The sequence below is a fragment of the Phycicoccus sp. Soil748 genome (assembly GCF_001428025.1).
GTDB lineage: Bacteria > Actinomycetota > Actinomycetes > Actinomycetales > Dermatophilaceae > Pedococcus.
In genome coordinates this window covers 118856-136115 of sequence record NZ_LMSC01000012.1, presented here as the reverse complement: position 1 = coordinate 136115, position 17260 = coordinate 118856, and the positions used below count along the sequence as shown (strand labels likewise).

Below are 17260 nucleotides of genomic sequence, written 5' to 3'. Positions count from 1 at the left end.
CCTGGCCCGGTCCCGAACCTAGTGGACGCAACCGCGGAAATGACCGCCCGAACGGTGGTGGTGCGGCAGACTGGCCCGCGTCCACGAGGGGTGATCCGAGGAGTCCGGTGTCAGCTGTGTCCTTCGCGTGCGGCTCCGTCACCTCGAGGACGGGTCGCCGCCGGTGAGCCCCACCCCTGAGCGCCGTGCTCAGCGCCCCACCCCGGAGCGCCCCACCCAGGAGCGCCCCGCCTCGCTGCGCCTCGTCGAGCGCGGCGCGCCGGCGACGAAGCCTCCGACGGGGTCGGCCGGGCAGCACGGCATGCAGGGCTGGTACTGGTCCCTGCCCGCCGCGACCCGTGACGTGCTGACGTTCGTGGTGCTGCTGGCCGGCGTGTTCGCACTGATGACGACCTCCGTGGTCCTGGCCCCGGCCGGCTCTCACGTGGCCGCGTGGTGGCCGGCGTCGGGCCTGTCGGTCGTCGCCCTCCTGTGGACGCGCGGCACGCGGCGCTGGCTCATGGCCCTCGGGCTGCTCGCCATCTCCGTGGTCGCCAACCTCCTCGGCGGCCGCACGCTGGCGGTGTCCATCGGGTATGCCGTGTCGAACCTCCTCGAGACCGTGGTCGTCACGCTGCTCCTCCTGCGCGCCGGGGGCGCTCGCTCGACGCTGGCCAGCATGGCCGGGCTCGGCAAGTTCCTGCAGGCCTGCGCCGCCGGTGCGGCGGTCATCGCCGTCGGCGCCGGGGTCACGGCTGCGGTGAGCGAGGGCGCCGACCTCTTCGCCGTCGGCCGTGCGGTGGGCGCGTCGCACGCCGCCGCCCTCCTGCTGGTGCTCCCCTGGTTCCTCGGGTCCTCACCCGCGCCGGAGCGGCGCCGCGCCGAGCGCGTCGCGCAGTGGCTGGTCCTGGTCGCCGTGGTCGTGGCCGTGTTCGCGCCGCGGCAGAGCCTTCCTCTCGCCTTCGTGCCCTTCGTCCCGCTGATGTGGGGCGCCGTGCGCATGGGCCAGCGCACCGTGTACGCCCAGCTCGTCACGGCCGGCGTCCTCGCCACCGTGCTCAGCGCGCTGGGTGGCGGGCCCTTCGCGCACATCTCGGCGGGCCGGCCACCCGAGGTCGTCTCGATGCTGGTCCAGGCGTTCGTCGTGTGCGCGGCCCTGCTCGTGCTGCCCCTGTCGGTCGCCATCCGCCAGCGGCAGGAGACGATGACCGAGCTGCAGCGCAGCGAGGCGCTGTTCCGCCACGGCTTCAACGGTGCCCGCGTCGGGATGCTGCTGCTCAAGCGCGAGGAGCACGCCCTGTGCGTCGTCGAGATCAACGCCGTGGCGCTGCGGCTGCTCACCGGTGGCGACGGGCGCACGGAGGACGACCTGCTCGGCCAGAGCTGGTCGCAGCTGCTCGGCCCCGCGAGTGCACGGCTGGTCGACGACGTGCTGCCGGCCCCGGTCCACGGCCCGCTCCCGCCCGACGCCACCGGGTGGCAGGGCGAGGTCCGGGTCGCACCGCCCTCGCACGCCTGGCTCGAGGTCACCCTTTCCCCCCTCATCGAGTACTCCGCCGACCTCTACACCGCCCAGCTCGTCGACGTCACCGAGCGCCGGTCCGCCGAGGAGCAGCTGCGCTCCGCGCTGGAGAAGGAGCGCCGCGCGGTCGAGCGGCTCACCGAGCTCGACCAGGCCAAGGACGACTTCGTCACCAACATCAGCCACGAGCTGCGGACCCCCATCACCAGCGTCATCGGCTATGCCGAGATGCTCGCCACCGGCGACGCGGGAGACCTCGACCGGCTGCAGCTCGGCATGGTGGAGAAGGTGCAGCGCAACGCCGGTCGCCTGCTCAGCCTCATCGAGGACGTCCTGGTCGTGTCGAGGGTCGACGCCGGGAGCTTCAGCTTCACCCTGGGCCGGGTCGACGTCCGGTCCTGCGCCTGGGCGGCCTGCGAGTCCCTCGAGAAGCAGGCCCTCGACGCCGGCCTGCGGCTCGCCGTCGCCGCGCCGAGCGGGAGCCTCCACGTCCTCGGCGACGCGGCCCAGCTCGAGCGGGCCCTGATCAACCTCATCTCCAACGCGATCAAGTTCACGCCTGCAGGCGGCGAGGTCACGGTCCGCCTCCGGGTGGACATCGGTGAGGTGCGGATCGCCGTCGAGGACACCGGTATGGGGGTCCCCGAGGCGGAGGCCCACCGACTGTTCGAGCGCTTCTTCCGTTCGAGCACGGCCCAGTCGGAGGCGATCCAGGGCACCGGCCTCGGCCTCACGATCGTCAGCTCCATCGCCCACGCGCACCACGGTGAGGTCGGCTACGCACCACGGCCCGGCGGCGGGTCGGTCTTCTCCATCACGCTCCCCCTCGCCGACGGCCCCCAGAAGGACGACCCGGTCGACATCGAGACCGACGACGTCGACCCCAGCTACTCGCGCTGACCGGTCCGTCGCACCTCACTGGGTGTCTCGCTGTTGAGACTGCTCGCCGCCTGCCTGCGCGCGCACCGGACCTGCTGAGTTCCGGATGTCCCGACCGACGACCGGACGTCCCCTGTCGAGCTCGGTCGCCACGAGGCGCAACGCCATGCGGCGAATGAAGGAGCTGAAGGGGCCGATCAGGAGCCAGTACCGCCTGAATCGGCGCCGGCTCTCCTCGTCCGTCAGGGCCACCCGTGTCTCGATCGTCAGGATCGATGAGTCGTTCCCGTAGGGATCGATCCTCAGGCCGGCGGTGATCTTGGCGTACCCCGGCTTGTCGAAGTGGGTGAACCCATCTGGCGCGGTCGGTGCGTCGGCGGGGTCTGCGACCGCCCTCCAGGGGCGGCTCACCTGACCGAGGACCATCTCGACACCTGGTGTCTCACCGAGAAGGATCCCACCCAGACCGACCAGGTCCTTGAGCCGAAAGGTGGGCGGCGATGTGCTTCGAGCCGAAGTCGCCGAGGGGCGCACCTTCAGCCTTCCCGCGATATGTCGTGGCAGGGCTCTGATGCCGAGCAGAGCCCGAACCAAGGGGGCCTCGAAGAGGTCCACCTGCGTGGCAGCCCGGTAGCAGTCGGCAGGGACTGCCCGGAAGACCTCGGAGTGCACGACGGCAATGTCGAAGTGAGGCGAGAACTGCTCCATGAGCAGCCGTGGGACAGCCGGTGTGCGGGCTGCAGCGGTTGATCCCTGTTCGCGCGGTCCGGACGGTCCGGTCGGTGGCGCACTCATGTCAACAGCCTGCCTGCGGCCGCTGGCAGCGCCACCGGGGCGAAGGTCCTGTACTCGCCGGCCAGCCGCCCGCTCCAGCAAGGAGCAGGACCTCCGGCACTGCGCAGCGCTCTCGCGCCGGGGAGACGATGCCGATGCATCATCGGGAGGGAGTCACCATGGCATACCTGAAGCCGCCGCCACTGACGCGGCACGTTGCCAATCCGCTGGCCATGCGGCTCGGCGGACGCGGCGTCGCCACGCTCACCGTCACCGGTCGTCGCACTGGCAGACCTCGCAAGGTCCCGGTCATCCCCGTCGATATCGGTGAGAAGCACTATCTGGTGTCCCCGTACGGCGAGTCCGACTGGGTGCGCAACCTCAGAGCTGCCGGAAGAGGCGCGTTGAGCCGAAAGGGTCACGCCGAGAACTTCAACGCGAGCGAGGTCCCACCCGAGCAGCGAGAAGCCATCATCGCGCGGTACCGCGCGGTCGCCGGCCACTCCGTGGACAGGTGCTTCGCCCAGATGCCTGCCCCAGCGGACCATCCGGTCTTCCAGGTCGTCCGGGCAGGCCAGACGACCTGACGCGGGCTCAACGTGAAGGAGTACGCGATGGTGCACATCCGCGGTGAGGTCGCGATCGACGCTCCCGTCGAGGAGGTGTTCGACGTGGTCGCCGACGAACGGAACGAGCCCAAGTACAACCCGAGGATCGCTCACGCCGAGCAGCTGACCGGTGGTTCGATCGGAAAGGGCTCACGCTTCGCCGCACAACCCTTGGGAGCAGGCGCCAAAGGTGTCATGACGGTCGAGGTGCTGGAGTACGACAGGCCGCACCAGTTGCACAACGTCATCCGGTCGTCGTACATGCAGGTCGACGGCATGCTCCACTTCAGCGCCCAGGGTGACGGGACACTGATGTGGTGGGACTGGGACATGAGACTGACCGGACCGAGCAAGTTCCTGACGCCAGTACTGGCCCTGATCGGACCGCGATGGGAGTGTCGCAACTGGGAGGGGCTCAAGCGGTACATCGAGTCCGGTCGGCGCTGAGCTGGCGGCGAACTGTGCGCCACTACTTGGCAGCCCAAGGTGCAGGACCGCCGTGATCCGTGTGCTCGGCGGCATGGCTGCGGTGCTCGCGGCCGCCACACTGCTCGCGGGGGTCCCACACATGGCGTTGGGCCGTGCCCGGTGGTCCCCTTGGTTGACGGTTTTCTTCGGGTTCAACGCGCGGTACCGGGTCACCCCCCGCGACGCGTTGCGCGGCGTCCGAGCCGTTGACGTCGCGCTGCTCCTGCTCGTCGGGGCGACGTATGCCGGCTTCTGGCCCGGGCCCGCCACCAGCCATGCCTGGTGGATGACGCTCGCCATCGCCCAGCCTGTCCTAGGGGTCCCGCTTCTGGTGATCACGAAGCTGTCCGGCCGGTCAGGGCTGATGGGCGGCGCTCTCGTCCTCAGCGGCCTCATGGTGGTCGACCGCACCTGGCCCGCGGTCGCCTGGCTGGGTGTAGCCGGCAGCCTCCTTCTGCTGGGGGGCGACCTCGGGACGACGGCGCGGCCCTCCCGAACTCTCGCCGGCGCCCTCGCAGCCGGTTATGTCGCGCTCGTGGTGTGGATCTCTCTGCTCGCGGTGCTCCTGTTCTCGTGACCGCATGTGGACTCTCCACAGCACTGGACGGCCGTGCAGCCGGAGACCGGACACGTCATGACGATGAGCGCGACGTCCGCTGCCGCGGGGTCAGGCCGATGAGGAAGCGCAGGAGCCGTGCTGGCTCACTGCGCGCTCCGGGCCACGAGGTAGAGCGGCAGGAACAGCACCACGAGCAGCAGGCACAAGGCCGCCCACACTTCCGGCCTCTCAACCGTGAGACCACCGAACGTCGCGACGACCGGGCGGTGGAGCTGGACCCGTGAACGGGCATCCTGCAGCACCCAGAGGCTGGTAGCGCCGAGGACCACGACCACGAGTAGGCCACCCAGCACGGAGGTGTACACCCCTTCAGTATCTCTCGGACCAGCTCGGCAATCGCCGGTTTGTCGAGGGGATCGCCTCCATTTCGGTCGCCTCGTCAGACGAACGCGCCGACGCCCGTGATCTCGCGGCCGACGATGAGCGTGTTGATCTCGCGGGTGCCCTCGTAGGAGTAGATGGCCTCGGCGTCGGCGACGAAGCGCCCGACCTGGTGGTCGAGCAGGATCCCGTTGCCGCCCAACAGCTCTCGCGCATACCCGACCGTTTCGCGCATGCGCACCGTGCAGAAGGCCTTGGCCAGCGAGGCCTGCGCGTCGGTCTCCTCGCCGGCGTCCTGCAGGCGGCTCAGCTGGACGCAGAGCGCTGCCGAGGCGGTGGTGTTGCCGAGCATCTGGACGAGCAGGTCCTGGATGAGCTGGAAGCCGGCGATCTTCTGACCGAACTGCTCTCGCTCCTTGGCGTAGGCCAGGGCGTGCTCGTAGGCGCCCAGGGCGCAGCCGACGGCCATCCAGGCGACCCCGGCGCGGGTCGCGCGCAGCACCCGCCCGGTGTCGTCGAACGAGCGGGCGCCCTGCAGCCGGTCGGCCTCGGGGACGCGGACGCCGTCGAGGGTGATGTGCGCGTTCTGCACCACGCGCAGGGCGATCTTGTCGCCGATGGCCTCGGTGGTGAAGCCCGGCGCACCCTTCTCGACCACGAACCCGAGGACCTCGTCGCTGGCGGTGTCGCGTGCCCAGATGACCGTCAGGTCGGCGAACGTGGCGTTGCCGATCCACTTCTTCTCGCCGTCGAGCACCCACTCGTCACCGTCGCGGGTGGCGGTGGTCGTCAGGCCCCCGGCCGCCCCGGAGCCGGCCTCCGGCTCGGTCAGCCCGAACGCGCCGATCTTCTCCCACCGCGCCATCGCGGGCAGCCAGCGCTCCTGCTGCTCCGGTGAACCGCACAGGAGGATCGACCCCATGGCCAGCCCGCTGTGCACCCCGTGGAACGTGGCGATAGACGGGTCGACCCGCGCCATCTCCATCGCGATCATGCCGTCGAGCAGGAAGCGGCGACGTCCGCCACCCGGGCCGTCGGAGGCCAGCCCGGCGGTGCCGAGCGCGGCCAGTCCGGGGACCACCTCGAAGGGGAAGGTCGCCCGCACCCAGTGGTCCGTGATGATCGGCGCCACCTCGCGGGCCATGAACTCCCTGACCCGGTGCAGGATCTCGCGCTCCCCGTCGTCGAGCAGATCCTCGAGCCCGTAGAAGTCGGTGGTCTGCACGGCCATGCGGTGCCTCCGGGGAGTCGTCGTCGACGTGGCGGTCCCGTGACGAGCCGCTCGGTGCGGCCCACCCTAGGTGGAACCGGACCGCCGGGGTCGTCGTTGGCCCCAGCGAACGACCTCTTGCCACAGCGAGCCACCTGACGCGACCAGCCCACGGCCCCGAGGCCGCCGACCACGGAGACGCATGGAACCCCCCAGTACGCCGGGACAGCGCGGCGACGCCCCGTCCGACCCCTCCTGCACCGGGGCTGACGCGTGACCGCCGTGCTGTCCCTCCTCCTCGGGATCCTCGTCGTCCTGCTCATCACCGCGCTCACCGGTTACTTCGTGGCCCAGGAGTTCGCCTACCTCGCGGTCGACCGCAGCCGCCTCGCCGCGCGGGCGGCGTCCGGTGACACCGCGGCGGCGCGGGCCCTGGCGGTCACGCGGCGCACCTCGTTCATGCTGTCCGGCGCACAGCTCGGGATCACCGTCACCGGCCTCGTCGTCGGCTACGTCGCCGAGCCGCTGATCGGCGAGTCGCTGTCGGACCTGCTCGGTGGTGTCGACGTGCCTACCGGTGTGGGCCTGGCCGTCGGCGCCGTCGTGGCCCTGGGCTTCTCGACAGTCGTCCAGATGGTGCTCGGCGAGCTGTTCCCCAAGAACCTCGCCATCGCCCGCCCCGAGCCGGTGGCGTTGTGGCTGGGACGCTCGACGACGCTGTACCTGGGCGTGTTCGGCTGGCTGGTGCACGTCTTCGACCGCGCCTCGACGGCCCTCCTGCGACTGCTCCGCATCGAGCAGGTGCACGACGTGGAGCACTCGGCCAGCGCCCGGGACCTCGAGCACATCGTCGCGGAGTCGCGCGAGACCGGCGACCTGTCGCCGGAGCTGTCGCTGCTGCTCGACCGCATCCTCGACTTCCCCACGCGGGACGCCGGGCACGCGATGGTGCCCCGGGTGCGGGTCGACGTCGTCGGCCCCGAGGACACCGTCGCCGACGTCAGGGCGCTCATGGCAGCCGGCCACTCGCGGTACCCCGTCCTCGACGCGGAGGGCACCGAGGTCCTTGGCGTCGTCGAGCTGCACGACGTGCTGGCCACGGCCTCGGACGACCGGCGCCGGGCGACGGAACTGATGCAGCCACCGGTCGTCGTGCCGGAGTCGATGGCGCTGCCCGACGTCGTGCGCATCCTCGTGGGCGGCCGCCGCGAGCTGGCCTGCGTCATCGACGAGTACGGAAGCTTCGCCGGCATCCTCACCCTCGAGGACTGCGCCGAGGAGCTGGTCGGCGAGCTCACCGACGAGCACGACGTGGACCGGGTAGCGGTCCCCGCGGCCCAGCCGGACGGGTCGTGGCTGCTGGCCGCCGACCTGCCCGTCGACGAGGCCGAGCGGCTCCTGGGTCGGGACCTGCCGCAGGGCGACTACGAGACCCTCTCGGGACTGGTCATCGGCCACCACGGCGCCCTGCCAGGGCCCGGCCAGCACGTCGTGGTGCCTCTGCCCCTCGACGCCGCCGAGCTGGCCGGCGAGGGTGAGCCGACGCCGTACGTCGCCGACGTGGAGGTGCTGACCGTCCAGCGCCACGTGCCCGCGACCGTCCGGGTCCGCATCGCGGAGGCGGCCGACCCGGCCGCGGCCCTGACCGAGGAGCGGTCGTGAGCAACCCGTGGGTCGTCCTGGCCACGACCGTCGCCATCATCGGCCTCTCGGCGTTCTTCGTGGCCGTCGAGTTCTCCCTGATGGCTGCGAAGCGGCACCGCCTGCAGGATGCGGCGCACCACAGCCGCGCCGCCCGGGCCGCCCTGCGCAGCTCGCACGAGCTGACGCTGCTGCTCGCCGGGTCGCAGCTGGGCATCACCGTGTGCACGCTGGCGCTCGGTGCCGTCACCAAGCCCGCGGTCCACCACTGGCTGCTGCCGCCGCTGGAGGCCACCGCGCTGCCCTCCTGGGCGGCCGACTCCCTGGCGTTCGTGCTGGCCCTGCTGGTGGTGACGTTCCTGCACCTGGTCGTCGGGGAGATGGCGCCGAAGTCGTGGGCCATCTCCCACCCGGAGCGGTCGGCGACTCTGCTGGCGCTGCCGATGCGCGGCTTCATGTGGCTCACCCGTCCGCTGCTGCGTGCCCTGAACGCCGTCGCCAACTGGTGCCTGCGGCGGGTCGGCGTCGAGCCCACCGACCAGGTCGTGTCCGGACGCAGCCCCGAGGACCTGCGGCACCTGGTCGAGCACTCCTCGCAGATGGGCGTGCTGGACACCGGCTACTCGGCCCAGCTCGCCGGGGCGCTCGAGCTGCAGACGCTCACGCTCGGCGAGCTCCTCCGGCCCGGCGCGCCCGTCACCACGGTCGACGGCGACGCCACCGCACGCGACCTGTGGGAGGTCTCCTATCGGACCGGGCACCTGCGGCTGCTGGTCCGCCAGGACGGCGCCGTACGCGGCGTGGTGCACGTCCGGGACGTGCTCACCGCGGCGCCGGACCTGCCCGTCGCGGAGGTCGTGCGTCCCGCCGAGACGCTGCCGGGCAGCGCCCTGGTGCACGAGGCGCTCGGCCACATGCGCCAGACCAGCACCCAGCTGCTCGTGGTGACCGACGAGGCCGGTGACACCCTCGGCGTCGTCGGGGTGCCCGACATCCTCGACCGGCTGCTCCCCCGGCCCCAGGACCCCGCGCCCCTGGACCCCGCGCCTCAGAAGCCGGCGGGTGCGTGGGGCAGGTAGCCCCCCTTGAGCCGGGCCACCTCGGCGTCGTCGAGCACCAGGTCGAGCGCTGCCACGGCGTCCTCGAGGTGGCCGGGTCTCGTGGCGCCGATGATCGGGCCGGTGACCACGGGGTTGCGCATCACCCACGCCAGGGCGACCTGCGCACGCGGCACGCCGCGCGCCTCGGCCACCTGCCCCACGGCGTCGACGACGGCTCGGTCGTCGTCGCCGTACAGGGTCTTGCCGAACTCGTCGGTCTCGCTGCGGCTGGTGCGGGTGCCCCACTCGCGGGTGAGCAGTCCGCGGGCGAGCGGGCTCCACGGGATCACGCCGACACCCTCGTCCGCGCACACGGGGAACATCTCCCGCTCCTCCTCGCGGTTGAGCAGGTTGTAGTGGTCCTGCATCGACACGAACGGGGTCCACCCGTGGGCGCGGGCGGTGTGCTGCGCCTTGGAGAACTGCCACGCCCACATGGACGAGGCGCCGAGGTAGCGGGCCTTGCCGGCGCGCACGACGTCGTGCAGCGCCTCCAGCGTCTCCTCGATCGGGGTGTGGGGGTCCCACCGGTGGATCTGGTAGAGGTCGACGTAGTCGGTGCCGAGGCGGGTCAGGCTGGCGTCGATCGCGGACAGGATCGCCTTGCGGGACAGGCCTGCCCCGTTGGGCCCGTCGTGCATCCGGCCGTGCACCTTGGTCGCGATGACGAGCTCGTCGCGACGACCGTGCTCCTTCAGCGCCCGGCCGACGATCTCCTCGCTGCTGCCGGCGGAGTAGACGTTGGCCGTGTCGAAGAAGGTGATGCCTGCATCGAGCGCCTGGCGGATGAGCGGCCGGCTGGCCTCCTCGTCGAGGGTCCAGGCGTGGTTGCCCCGCTGCGGGTCGCCGAAGCTCATGCAGCCCAGGACCAGCGCGGAGACGTCGAGGCCGGTGCGACCGAGCTTGGTGTACCTCATGCGTGCACCAGCACGAGCTTGCCGCGGACGTGCCCGGTGGCGATGGTGCGGTAGGCGTCTGCGGCGTGCTCGAAGGCAAACGTCTGGACCGGGATCTCCAGGCGCCCGTCGGCCAGCAGCGAGGCGGTGAGGGCCAGGGCCTCCACCGGCCGGCTGTCGTCGCCACCGCCGGTGACGCGGGCGCCGGCGGAGCCCGCGCCGAAGTTGGCGATCGAGACGACCTGCGCCGGGTCGACGACGAGCCGGACCAGGTCCTCCGCCGGCGTCTTGCCGGCCACGTCGAAGACGGCGTCCACGGTGCCACCGGCGGCGTCGGTGACGCGGTCGACCACACCCTCGCCGTAGAGCACCGGCGTCGCGCCGAGGTCGCGCAGCAGCGGGTGGTTGGCCTCGCTGGCCGACGCCACCACCGTGGCGCCCCGGGCCACGGCCATCTGGACGGCGACCGCGCCGACGCCTCCTGCGCCGCCGTCGACGAACAGCGTCGTCCCGGCCTCGACCCCGAGCAGCCGCAGCCCTCGCTCGGCGGTCTCCCCCGCGACTCCGGCAGCAGCCACGACGGCCCAGTCGACGCCCGGGGGCCTGGCCGCCCACGCGTCGAGCACGGCGAGCTCGGCCTGGGTGCCGCTGCCCCGGCCGAAGACCTCGTCGCCCACGGCAGCTCCCTCGACACCGTCGCCCACCTCGTCGACGACCCCGGCCGCGTCGAACCCGAGCAGCACCGGCTGGGCGGGGCGCTCGTCCTGCGCCATGGCACCGGACAGCATCTTCACGTCGATCGGGTTGACGCTGGCGGCGCGCACGGCCACGCGCACCTGTCCCGGTCCCGCGTGCGGCTCGGGAGCCTGTCCCCACTCCAGCCGCTCGGGGCCTCCGTACTCCGTGAACTGCAGTGCGCGCATGCGACGTCTCCTCGTTCGGTGCCTCTCTGGCGAAACTACCCGAGCAGCCCCGCCCCAGCAGGTGGGCGGCTCGGACGGTGGTCGGTACTGGTGGGGGCGCCGCGCGCGCGGGATCATGGGAGGGTCCGCGACGCCCCCGCGGGCCAGAGTCGACCCGGTCGCGGGTCCGTTCCCCGGAGATGTGAGTGGACAGTCCCGCTCGTGCGCGACGTCGGCGCCCGACGTCGCCAGGGATGCGGGTCGTGTGGACGGTCGTCGGCTTCCTCGGCGGCGGGATCGTCGGCCTCGTCCTCGTCCTGCCGCGGCTGCGGTTCCTGCGGCCGCGCCGTGTCCTGGCGTGCGACCTGTGCCAGCGCAGGCACCGGCGGCTGCTGGTCGCCATGGTGCTGCTGGCGGCGCTGTCGGTGACGGGGTTCGGGCTGCGCGCGTCGCAGAAGGCCCGGGAGCTGCCGGCCTGCGTGGCCGACGTCTCGATCAGCGAGGGGCGGCGCGTCATCGACCCGCAGGTGCCGCGCCGGGGCTCGCTGCGCTCGACGGTGCGCTCGGTGCTCACGGCCCCGGTCAGTGGGCTGGCCCTGGCCTTCGCCGAGGTGCGTGGCCGTGGCCTGTGCAGCGTGGGCGACCCGCCGATCACCCTGGCGTTCGTGCCGCAGTCGAAGGACCACCCCGGCAGCATGGTGGGTGAGGTGTTCCTGTCCTCCCCCACCCCGCGCATCAACCCCGTCCGCGCGGCGATGCTGGCCAGGCACGAGTCGAGGCACGTCGACCAGTGGGCGGTGTGCAGCACCATCGGGGGCATCGGGCTGCTGCCGGTCGCCTACCTCGTCGACAGCACCGTCTACCCCGGCTCGGAGAACCACTTCGAGCAGTCGGCGGGTCTCGACGCGGGCGGCTACGCCCCGCCTCCCCACCCGCCGGTCGGCCCGCGCCCGTGGGCCGTCGCGTTCTGGGTGGCGGTGGTGCTCGTCATCGGGCGCCGCCGCATCCGGTGGGCGGTGCGCACCCTCGTACGCCGCCACAGCACCCACGCCCCGGACCGCTGCCCGGTGCACACCCCCGGCTGGACCTGACCCCCCTCCGCACCGGACTCATCCCGCGACTTCGTGACCCCAGGCCGGGCCACATGGGTCATCCGTTCGGTCGAGGATTCGTGGCGGGTGGTTTGACCTGCGGATGCGCGGGGAACCCCGGGGTTGTTGCGCCCCGCGACGCAGCGCATAGGGGGCTATGACCGTCGCGGGGCGCGACCCGGATTTGGGCCGCGTCCTGACGGGGCATGATCCGGTTGTCGCGGCCTGGGGTGTGGGTCTGTCGTCCCCCCGGCCAGATCCCCCGGGTCGCGGTCAGGCGCCGACGTAGGCGGCGAGGTGCTCGCCGGTGAGGGTGGAGCGCGCGGCGACGAGGTCGGCCGGGGTGCCCTCGAAGACGACCCGGCCGCCGTCGTGGCCGGCGCCGGGTCCGAGGTCGACGATCCAGTCGGCGTGGGCCATGACGGCCTGGTGGTGCTCGATGACGACGACCGACAGGCCCGAGTCGACGAGGCGGTCGAGGAGCGCGAGCAGGTTGGCGACGTCTGCCAGGTGCAGGCCCGTGGTCGGCTCGTCCAGCACGTAGACCTCGCCCTTCTCGGCCATCTGCGCCGCCAGCTTGAGCCGCTGACGCTCTCCCCCGGACAGCGTGGTCAGCGGCTGGCCCAGGGTGAGGTAGCCGAGCCCGACGTCGGCGAGCCGGACCAGCACCTTGTGCGCCGCCGGGGTGGCCGCGGCGCCGCCGGGGCCGAAGAGCGCCTCCGCCTCGGTCACCGGCATCGCGAGCACCTCGGCGATGTTCTTGCCGCCGAGGGTGTACTCGAGCACCGAGGCCTGGAACCGCCGGCCCTCGCACTCCTCGCACGTCGACTCCACCGTCGCCATGACCCCGAGGTCGGTGTAGATCACCCCGGCGCCGTTGCACGTCGGGCAGGCGCCCTCGGAGTTGGAGCTGAACAGCGCCGGCTTGACTCCGTTGGCCTTGGCGAACGCCTTGCGCACCGGCTCGAGCAGCCCGGTGTAGGTCGCCGGGTTGCTGCGGCGCGACCCCTTGATGGCGCCCTGGTCGACGACGACGACGCCGTCCCGCTTGGCGATGGAACCGTGGACCAGGCTGCTCTTCCCGGAGCCGGCGACCCCGGTCACGACGCAGAGCACCCCGAGCGGCAGGTCGACGTCGACGTCCTTGAGGTTGTGGGTCGACGCGCCCCGGACCTCCATGACCCGGGTCGCCTCGCGCACCTGCTCCTTGAGGGTCGCGCGGTCGTCGAGGTGGTGCCCGGTGGTGGTGTCACTGGCCCGCAGGCCGTCGACGGTGCCCTCGAAGCAGACGGTGCCGCCGGCTGAGCCCGCGCCCGGGCCGAGGTCGACGACGTGGTCGGCGATGGTGATCGTCTCCGGCTTGTGCTCGACGACCAGGACGGTGTTGCCCTTGTCGCGCAGCTGAAGGAGCAGGGTGTTCATCCGCGCGATGTCGTGCGGGTGCAGCCCGATCGTCGGCTCGTCGAAGACGTAGGTGACGTCGGTGAGGGACGAGCCGAGGTGGCGGATCATCTTGGTGCGTTGGGCCTCGCCGCCGGAGAGGGTGCCGGCCGGCCGGTCGAGCGAGAGGTAGCCGAGGCCGATCTCGGTGAACGAGTCGAGCAGGTGCCGCAGGCCGCCCAGCAGCGGGGCCACCGACGCATCCTCGAGGTCGCGGAGCCAGAGCGCGAGGTCGCTGATCTGCATCGAGCAGAGCTCGGCGATGTTCTTGCCGTTGACCTTCGAGGACAGCGCCTCCTTGGACAGCCGTGTGCCACCGCAGTCGGGGCAGGTCGTGAACGTCACCGCCCGCTCGACGAACCGCCGGACGTGAGGCTGCATGGCCTCGACGTCCTTGGAGAGCATCGACTTCTGCACCTTGGTCAGGACGCCCTCGTAGGTGAGGTTGACCCCCTCGACGCGGATCTTCTCGGGCGCGCCGTACAGGAGCTTGTCGAGCTGCTTGGCGGTGAACTGGCCGACCGGCTTGTCCATGGGGAGGCCGGCGCCGCTGAAGATGCGGCCGTACCAGCCGTCCATGCTGTAGCCCGGGACGAGCAGCGCACCCTCGGAAAGCGACCGGCTGCCGTCGTAGATCGCCGTGAGGTCGAAGTCGTTGACGGCACCCATGCCCTCGCAGCGGGGGCACATGCCGCCCTGGTAGACCGCGTCGCGGACGATGCTCTTCTCCTCACGGCCGCCTCTGTCCGTGCGCATCACCCCGCTCGCGACGCGCGTGGGCACGTTGAACGCGAACGCCGTCGACGGCCCGATGTGTGGAACACCGATGCGGCTGAACAGGATCCGCAGCATGGCGTTTGCGTCGGTGGCAGTGCCGACGGTGGAGCGGGGGTTGGCGCCCATCCGCTCCTGGTCGACGATGATCGCCGTCGTCAGGCCCTCGAGGACGTCGACGTCCGGGCGCGACAGGGTCGGCATGAAGTTCTGGACGAAGGCGCTGTAGGTCTCGTTGATCATGCGCTGCGACTCGGCGGCGATGGTCGCGAACACCAGGGAGCTCTTGCCCGACCCCGAGACCCCGGTGAACACCGTGAGCCGGCGTTTGGGGATCTCGACGCTGATGTCCTTGAGGTTGTTCTCCCGCGCGCCCTGGACCCGGATCAGGTCGTGGCGGTCGGCGACCCGTCCCGTCTGCGGCGCCTGCTCCGTCGTCGCCCCCACCGTCGTCGTCCCCATCGTCTCCGTCTCCCCTCGCGCCCGCCGCTGCCGACGGGCTCCCTCGCCCGGCGGTCCCCCGGCGGGACCCACGCTAGCCGCCCTCAGACCTCGAGCACCGCCGTGAACGGCCGTGCCGCCACGGGCAGCACGAAGACACCGTCGCCGTCCGCAGGGACCGCGTCGACGTCGAGCCCCTCCCCCTGCAGCTCGAGCCGGTCGGGCGCGGCCCCGTGGACGTGCAGGTGGTAGGCGGTGCGCCGGAACTGCGGGTAGCCATCGCCCTCGACCTGCGCCGTCAGCCGCAGGCTGCCACCCTCTCGCACGACGGTGAACGTCGTGCGGTGGCAGGCGCCCTGCGGCGACGCGGTGGTGAGGCCGTCGTCCTCGGTCAGCCGGGACACGTGCTCGCCGTCGCCGGTGGGGACGAACAGGTGCAGCTCCACCACCTCGGGGTGGTAGCCGGCCGTCGAGGCGGGGGCCTCCGTCCACATCGGCACGACCGCGCCGCCGCGCGCGTACAGGGGGATGCGGTCCATGGGCGTCGGGGCGATGACGAACCCCCTCCCGCCGACCAGCGACCCGCTGTGCCAGTCGTACCAGTCGCCCTCGGGCAGGTAGACCTGCCGCGAGGTCGCCGCCGGCTCGGTCACCGGGGCGACGAGCAGGTCGGTCCCGAAGAGGTACTGGTCGTCGAGGTCGCGCACCGTGCCGTCGTACTGGTGGTCGAAGACCAACGGCCGCTGCACCGGCTCGCCGGTCGCGGAGGACCGCACGAAGGCGCTGTAGATGTAGGGCATCAGCCGGTAGCGCAGCCCCAGCGCCTCACGGACGATGTCCTGCACGAGGTCACCGAACGCCCAGGCGTACTGGTCGACGTTGCCGATCATGGAGTGGTTGCGGCAGAACGGCGTCAGGACGCCGTACTGCATCCAGCGGGTGAACAGCTCGGCGTTGGAACCGCCGGCGAAGCCGCCGATGTCGGCCCCCACGAAGGGCTGGCCCGAGATCCCGAAGCCTGACGCCATGGCGATGCTCATGCGCAGGTGGTCCCAGCGGGAGAGGTTGTCGCCCATCCAGTTGGCGGCGTAACGCTGGATCCCGGCGAAGCCGGCCCGGGAGAGGATGAAGGTGCGCAGCTCGGGCATCGCCTCGACCAGCCCCTGCCGCGTCCCCATGGCCATGAGCAGGGCGTACTGGTTGTGGTAGCGCTCGTGCGGGTGCTCTCCGTGGCCGAAGCGCATCGCCCGCGACGGGATGGTCCCGGTCGCAGGCTCGTTCATGTCGTTCCAGATGCCGGCGAGCCCGGACCGGACGTGGGCTGCGTTGAGCTCGCCCCACCACTCGCGCGCCTCGGGCGTCACGAAGTCGGGAAAGGCGGTGTTGCCCGGCCAGACCTGGCCGATGTAGGTGTCGCCACCCTCGGTGCGGCAGAACACGTCGCGCTCGAGGCCCTGGTCGAACACCGGGTAGCCCGGGTCCCACTTCACGCCCGGGTCGATGATCGTGATGACCCGGAACCCCTGGTCGGTGAGGCGCTGCAACATGCCCGGCGGGTCGGGGAACCGCTGGCGGTCCCAGGTGAAGACGCGGTAGCCGTCCATGTAGTCGATGTCGAGCCACAGTGCGTCGCAAGGGATCTCGGCGTCCCGGTGCCTGCGGCCGATCTCCTCGACCGCGTCCTGGGTGTAGGCGAACCAACGGCACTGGTGGTAGCCGAGCGACCACAGCGGGGGCAGCTCGGCGCGACCGGTCAGGGCGGTGTACTGCGTGAGGACGGCCGGCATGTCCGGCCCGGCGAAGATGTACTCGGTGTACTGCCCGCCGGCGAAGGTGACCCGGTACTCCTCGTGCGGGGACAGCTCGTACTCGCCGCGGTAGCCGTTGTCGAGGAACGAGGCGGACATCGTCCCCGAGGGGTAGGTCTGGTGGTAGAGGAACGGGACCGTCACGTAGAACGGGTCGAAGTCGACGCTGGTGCGGTCGCCTCGAGGGTCGCCCGGCTCCTTGCCGGCGGTGAACTCCACCGTCTCGCTGGGGCTGAGGACGTCGGTGTTCCACATGGTGAAGTCGCGGCCCTTGCGGTTGTGGCGGCCGCCCTTCTCCCCCAGCCCGAAGAACGCATCCTCCTGCCGGCACCGGCGGCGCAGGGTGAAGGTGTCGTTGAGCGTGGCATACGCCCAGTAGCGACCCTGCTCGTCGGCGGCGGTCTCCACCACGGGTGAGCCGTCCGCCCGGTGCACGTCCAGGCGGAACGGGTCGAGCCACAGCGACACGACCATCGCCGGGGTGACCACACGCACCCGCTCGTCGTCGCGCTCCACCGTGAACTCGACCGGTGCCGCCAGGGGGTCGACGCAGACCGCGAAGGTGGGCGACTCGTCGAAGACGCCACCACGGCTCATCTTCACGCGCACGACGTCGTCGGCGACGAGGTCGACCCGCAGCTGCTCGGTCTCGACCTCGGCGAGCAGGCCGCGAGCGGTCTCGGTGACCGCCCCCACCCGTTCGAAGCGGACGAAGTGGTCGGTTTCGATCACGGTGGTGCCTTTCGCGCCGGGTGCCGGGCAGTGCGTGCGGGTCGAGGCTACTGCT

The 17260-nt window shown here is 71.7% G+C and carries 14 protein-coding genes; 7 read left to right on the top strand and 7 right to left on the bottom strand.

Annotation, left to right across the window (positions count from 1 at the left end; genetic code table 11):
* Positions 1-163: 163 nt before the first annotated feature.
* Positions 164-2401 carry an ATP-binding protein gene (locus tag ASG70_RS16870; protein WP_156400071.1) on the top strand — a complete coding sequence of 746 codons (2238 nt, stop codon included), beginning with the start codon at positions 164-166 and terminating at the stop codon, positions 2399-2401.
* Positions 2402-2416: 15 nt separating this feature from the next.
* On the opposite strand, the gene ASG70_RS16865 is transcribed toward ASG70_RS16870, so the two are convergent.
* Complete coding sequence (locus ASG70_RS16865; RefSeq protein WP_056885002.1) at positions 2417-3088, bottom strand: hypothetical protein; 672 nt, start codon at positions 3086-3088, stop codon at positions 2417-2419.
* A gap of 245 nt (positions 3089-3333) precedes the next feature.
* Between ASG70_RS16865 and ASG70_RS16860 the strand changes: the two genes are divergently transcribed.
* The 3 genes from ASG70_RS16860 to ASG70_RS16850 are packed head-to-tail and all read left to right on the top strand — an operon-like array spanning position 3334 to position 4807.
* Positions 3334-3741, top strand: coding sequence for a nitroreductase family deazaflavin-dependent oxidoreductase (locus tag ASG70_RS16860; RefSeq protein WP_056885001.1), 408 nt, complete (start codon positions 3334-3336; stop codon positions 3739-3741).
* A 30-nt stretch (positions 3742-3771) separates the two neighbouring features.
* Positions 3772-4209 (top strand): SRPBCC family protein, encoded by a 438-nt coding sequence (locus ASG70_RS16855; protein ID WP_162253936.1) that lies wholly within the window; start codon positions 3772-3774, stop codon positions 4207-4209.
* A gap of 52 nt (positions 4210-4261) precedes the next feature.
* A complete protein-coding gene (locus ASG70_RS16850; protein ID WP_056884999.1) occupies positions 4262-4807 on the top strand; it encodes a hypothetical protein in 546 nt (181 codons plus the stop codon).
* 125 nt (positions 4808-4932) lie between these two features.
* Here ASG70_RS16850 and ASG70_RS16845 read toward each other — a convergent pair whose 3' ends face one another.
* Positions 4933-5154 carry a hypothetical protein gene (locus ASG70_RS16845; protein ID WP_056884998.1) on the bottom strand — a complete coding sequence of 74 codons (222 nt, stop codon included), beginning with the start codon at positions 5152-5154 and terminating at the stop codon, positions 4933-4935.
* 74 nt (positions 5155-5228) lie between these two features.
* Positions 5229-6401, bottom strand: coding sequence for an acyl-CoA dehydrogenase family protein (locus ASG70_RS16840; RefSeq protein WP_156400070.1), 1173 nt, complete (start codon positions 6399-6401; stop codon positions 5229-5231).
* 252 nt (positions 6402-6653) lie between these two features.
* On the opposite strand from ASG70_RS16840, the gene ASG70_RS16835 reads away from it, so the two are divergent.
* Together ASG70_RS16835 and ASG70_RS16830 are read left to right on the top strand one after the other, a co-directional pair.
* Positions 6654-8042 carry a hemolysin family protein gene (locus ASG70_RS16835; RefSeq protein WP_056884997.1) on the top strand — a complete coding sequence of 463 codons (1389 nt, stop codon included), beginning with the start codon at positions 6654-6656 and terminating at the stop codon, positions 8040-8042.
* Positions 8039-9100 (top strand): hemolysin family protein, encoded by a 1062-nt coding sequence (locus tag ASG70_RS16830; protein WP_056884996.1) that lies wholly within the window; start codon positions 8039-8041, stop codon positions 9098-9100. The genes ASG70_RS16835 and ASG70_RS16830 overlap by 4 nt, the downstream gene beginning before the upstream one ends.
* Here ASG70_RS16830 and ASG70_RS16825 read toward each other — a convergent pair.
* Both ASG70_RS16825 and ASG70_RS16820 read right to left on the bottom strand, forming a co-directional pair.
* Complete coding sequence (locus tag ASG70_RS16825) at positions 9070-10038, bottom strand: aldo/keto reductase (RefSeq protein ID WP_056884995.1); 969 nt, start codon at positions 10036-10038, stop codon at positions 9070-9072. The two genes, ASG70_RS16830 and ASG70_RS16825, sit on opposite strands and share 31 nt — an antisense overlap.
* Positions 10035-10940: an NADP-dependent oxidoreductase gene (locus tag ASG70_RS16820; RefSeq protein WP_056884994.1), complete on the bottom strand. Its 906-nt coding sequence runs from the start codon at positions 10938-10940 to the stop codon at positions 10035-10037. The genes ASG70_RS16825 and ASG70_RS16820 overlap by 4 nt, the downstream gene beginning before the upstream one ends.
* Before the next feature lie 242 nt (positions 10941-11182).
* Here ASG70_RS16820 and ASG70_RS16815 point away from each other — a divergent pair, with 242 nt between their 5' ends.
* Positions 11183-12010 carry a hypothetical protein gene (locus ASG70_RS16815; RefSeq protein ID WP_156400069.1) on the top strand — a complete coding sequence of 276 codons (828 nt, stop codon included), beginning with the start codon at positions 11183-11185 and terminating at the stop codon, positions 12008-12010.
* 273 nt (positions 12011-12283) lie between these two features.
* Here ASG70_RS16815 and ASG70_RS16810 read toward each other — a convergent pair whose 3' ends face one another.
* Together ASG70_RS16810 and ASG70_RS16805 are read right to left on the bottom strand one after the other, a co-directional pair.
* On the bottom strand, positions 12284-14686 hold the full coding sequence (locus ASG70_RS16810) for an excinuclease ABC subunit UvrA (protein WP_056884992.1): 2403 nt from the start codon (positions 14684-14686) through the stop codon (positions 12284-12286).
* 83 nt (positions 14687-14769) lie between these two features.
* Entirely contained in the window at positions 14770-17205 is a 2436-nt protein-coding gene (locus ASG70_RS16805) for a glycoside hydrolase family 31 protein (RefSeq protein WP_082590960.1), read from the bottom strand.
* Between the last annotated feature and the right edge of the window lie 55 nt (positions 17206-17260).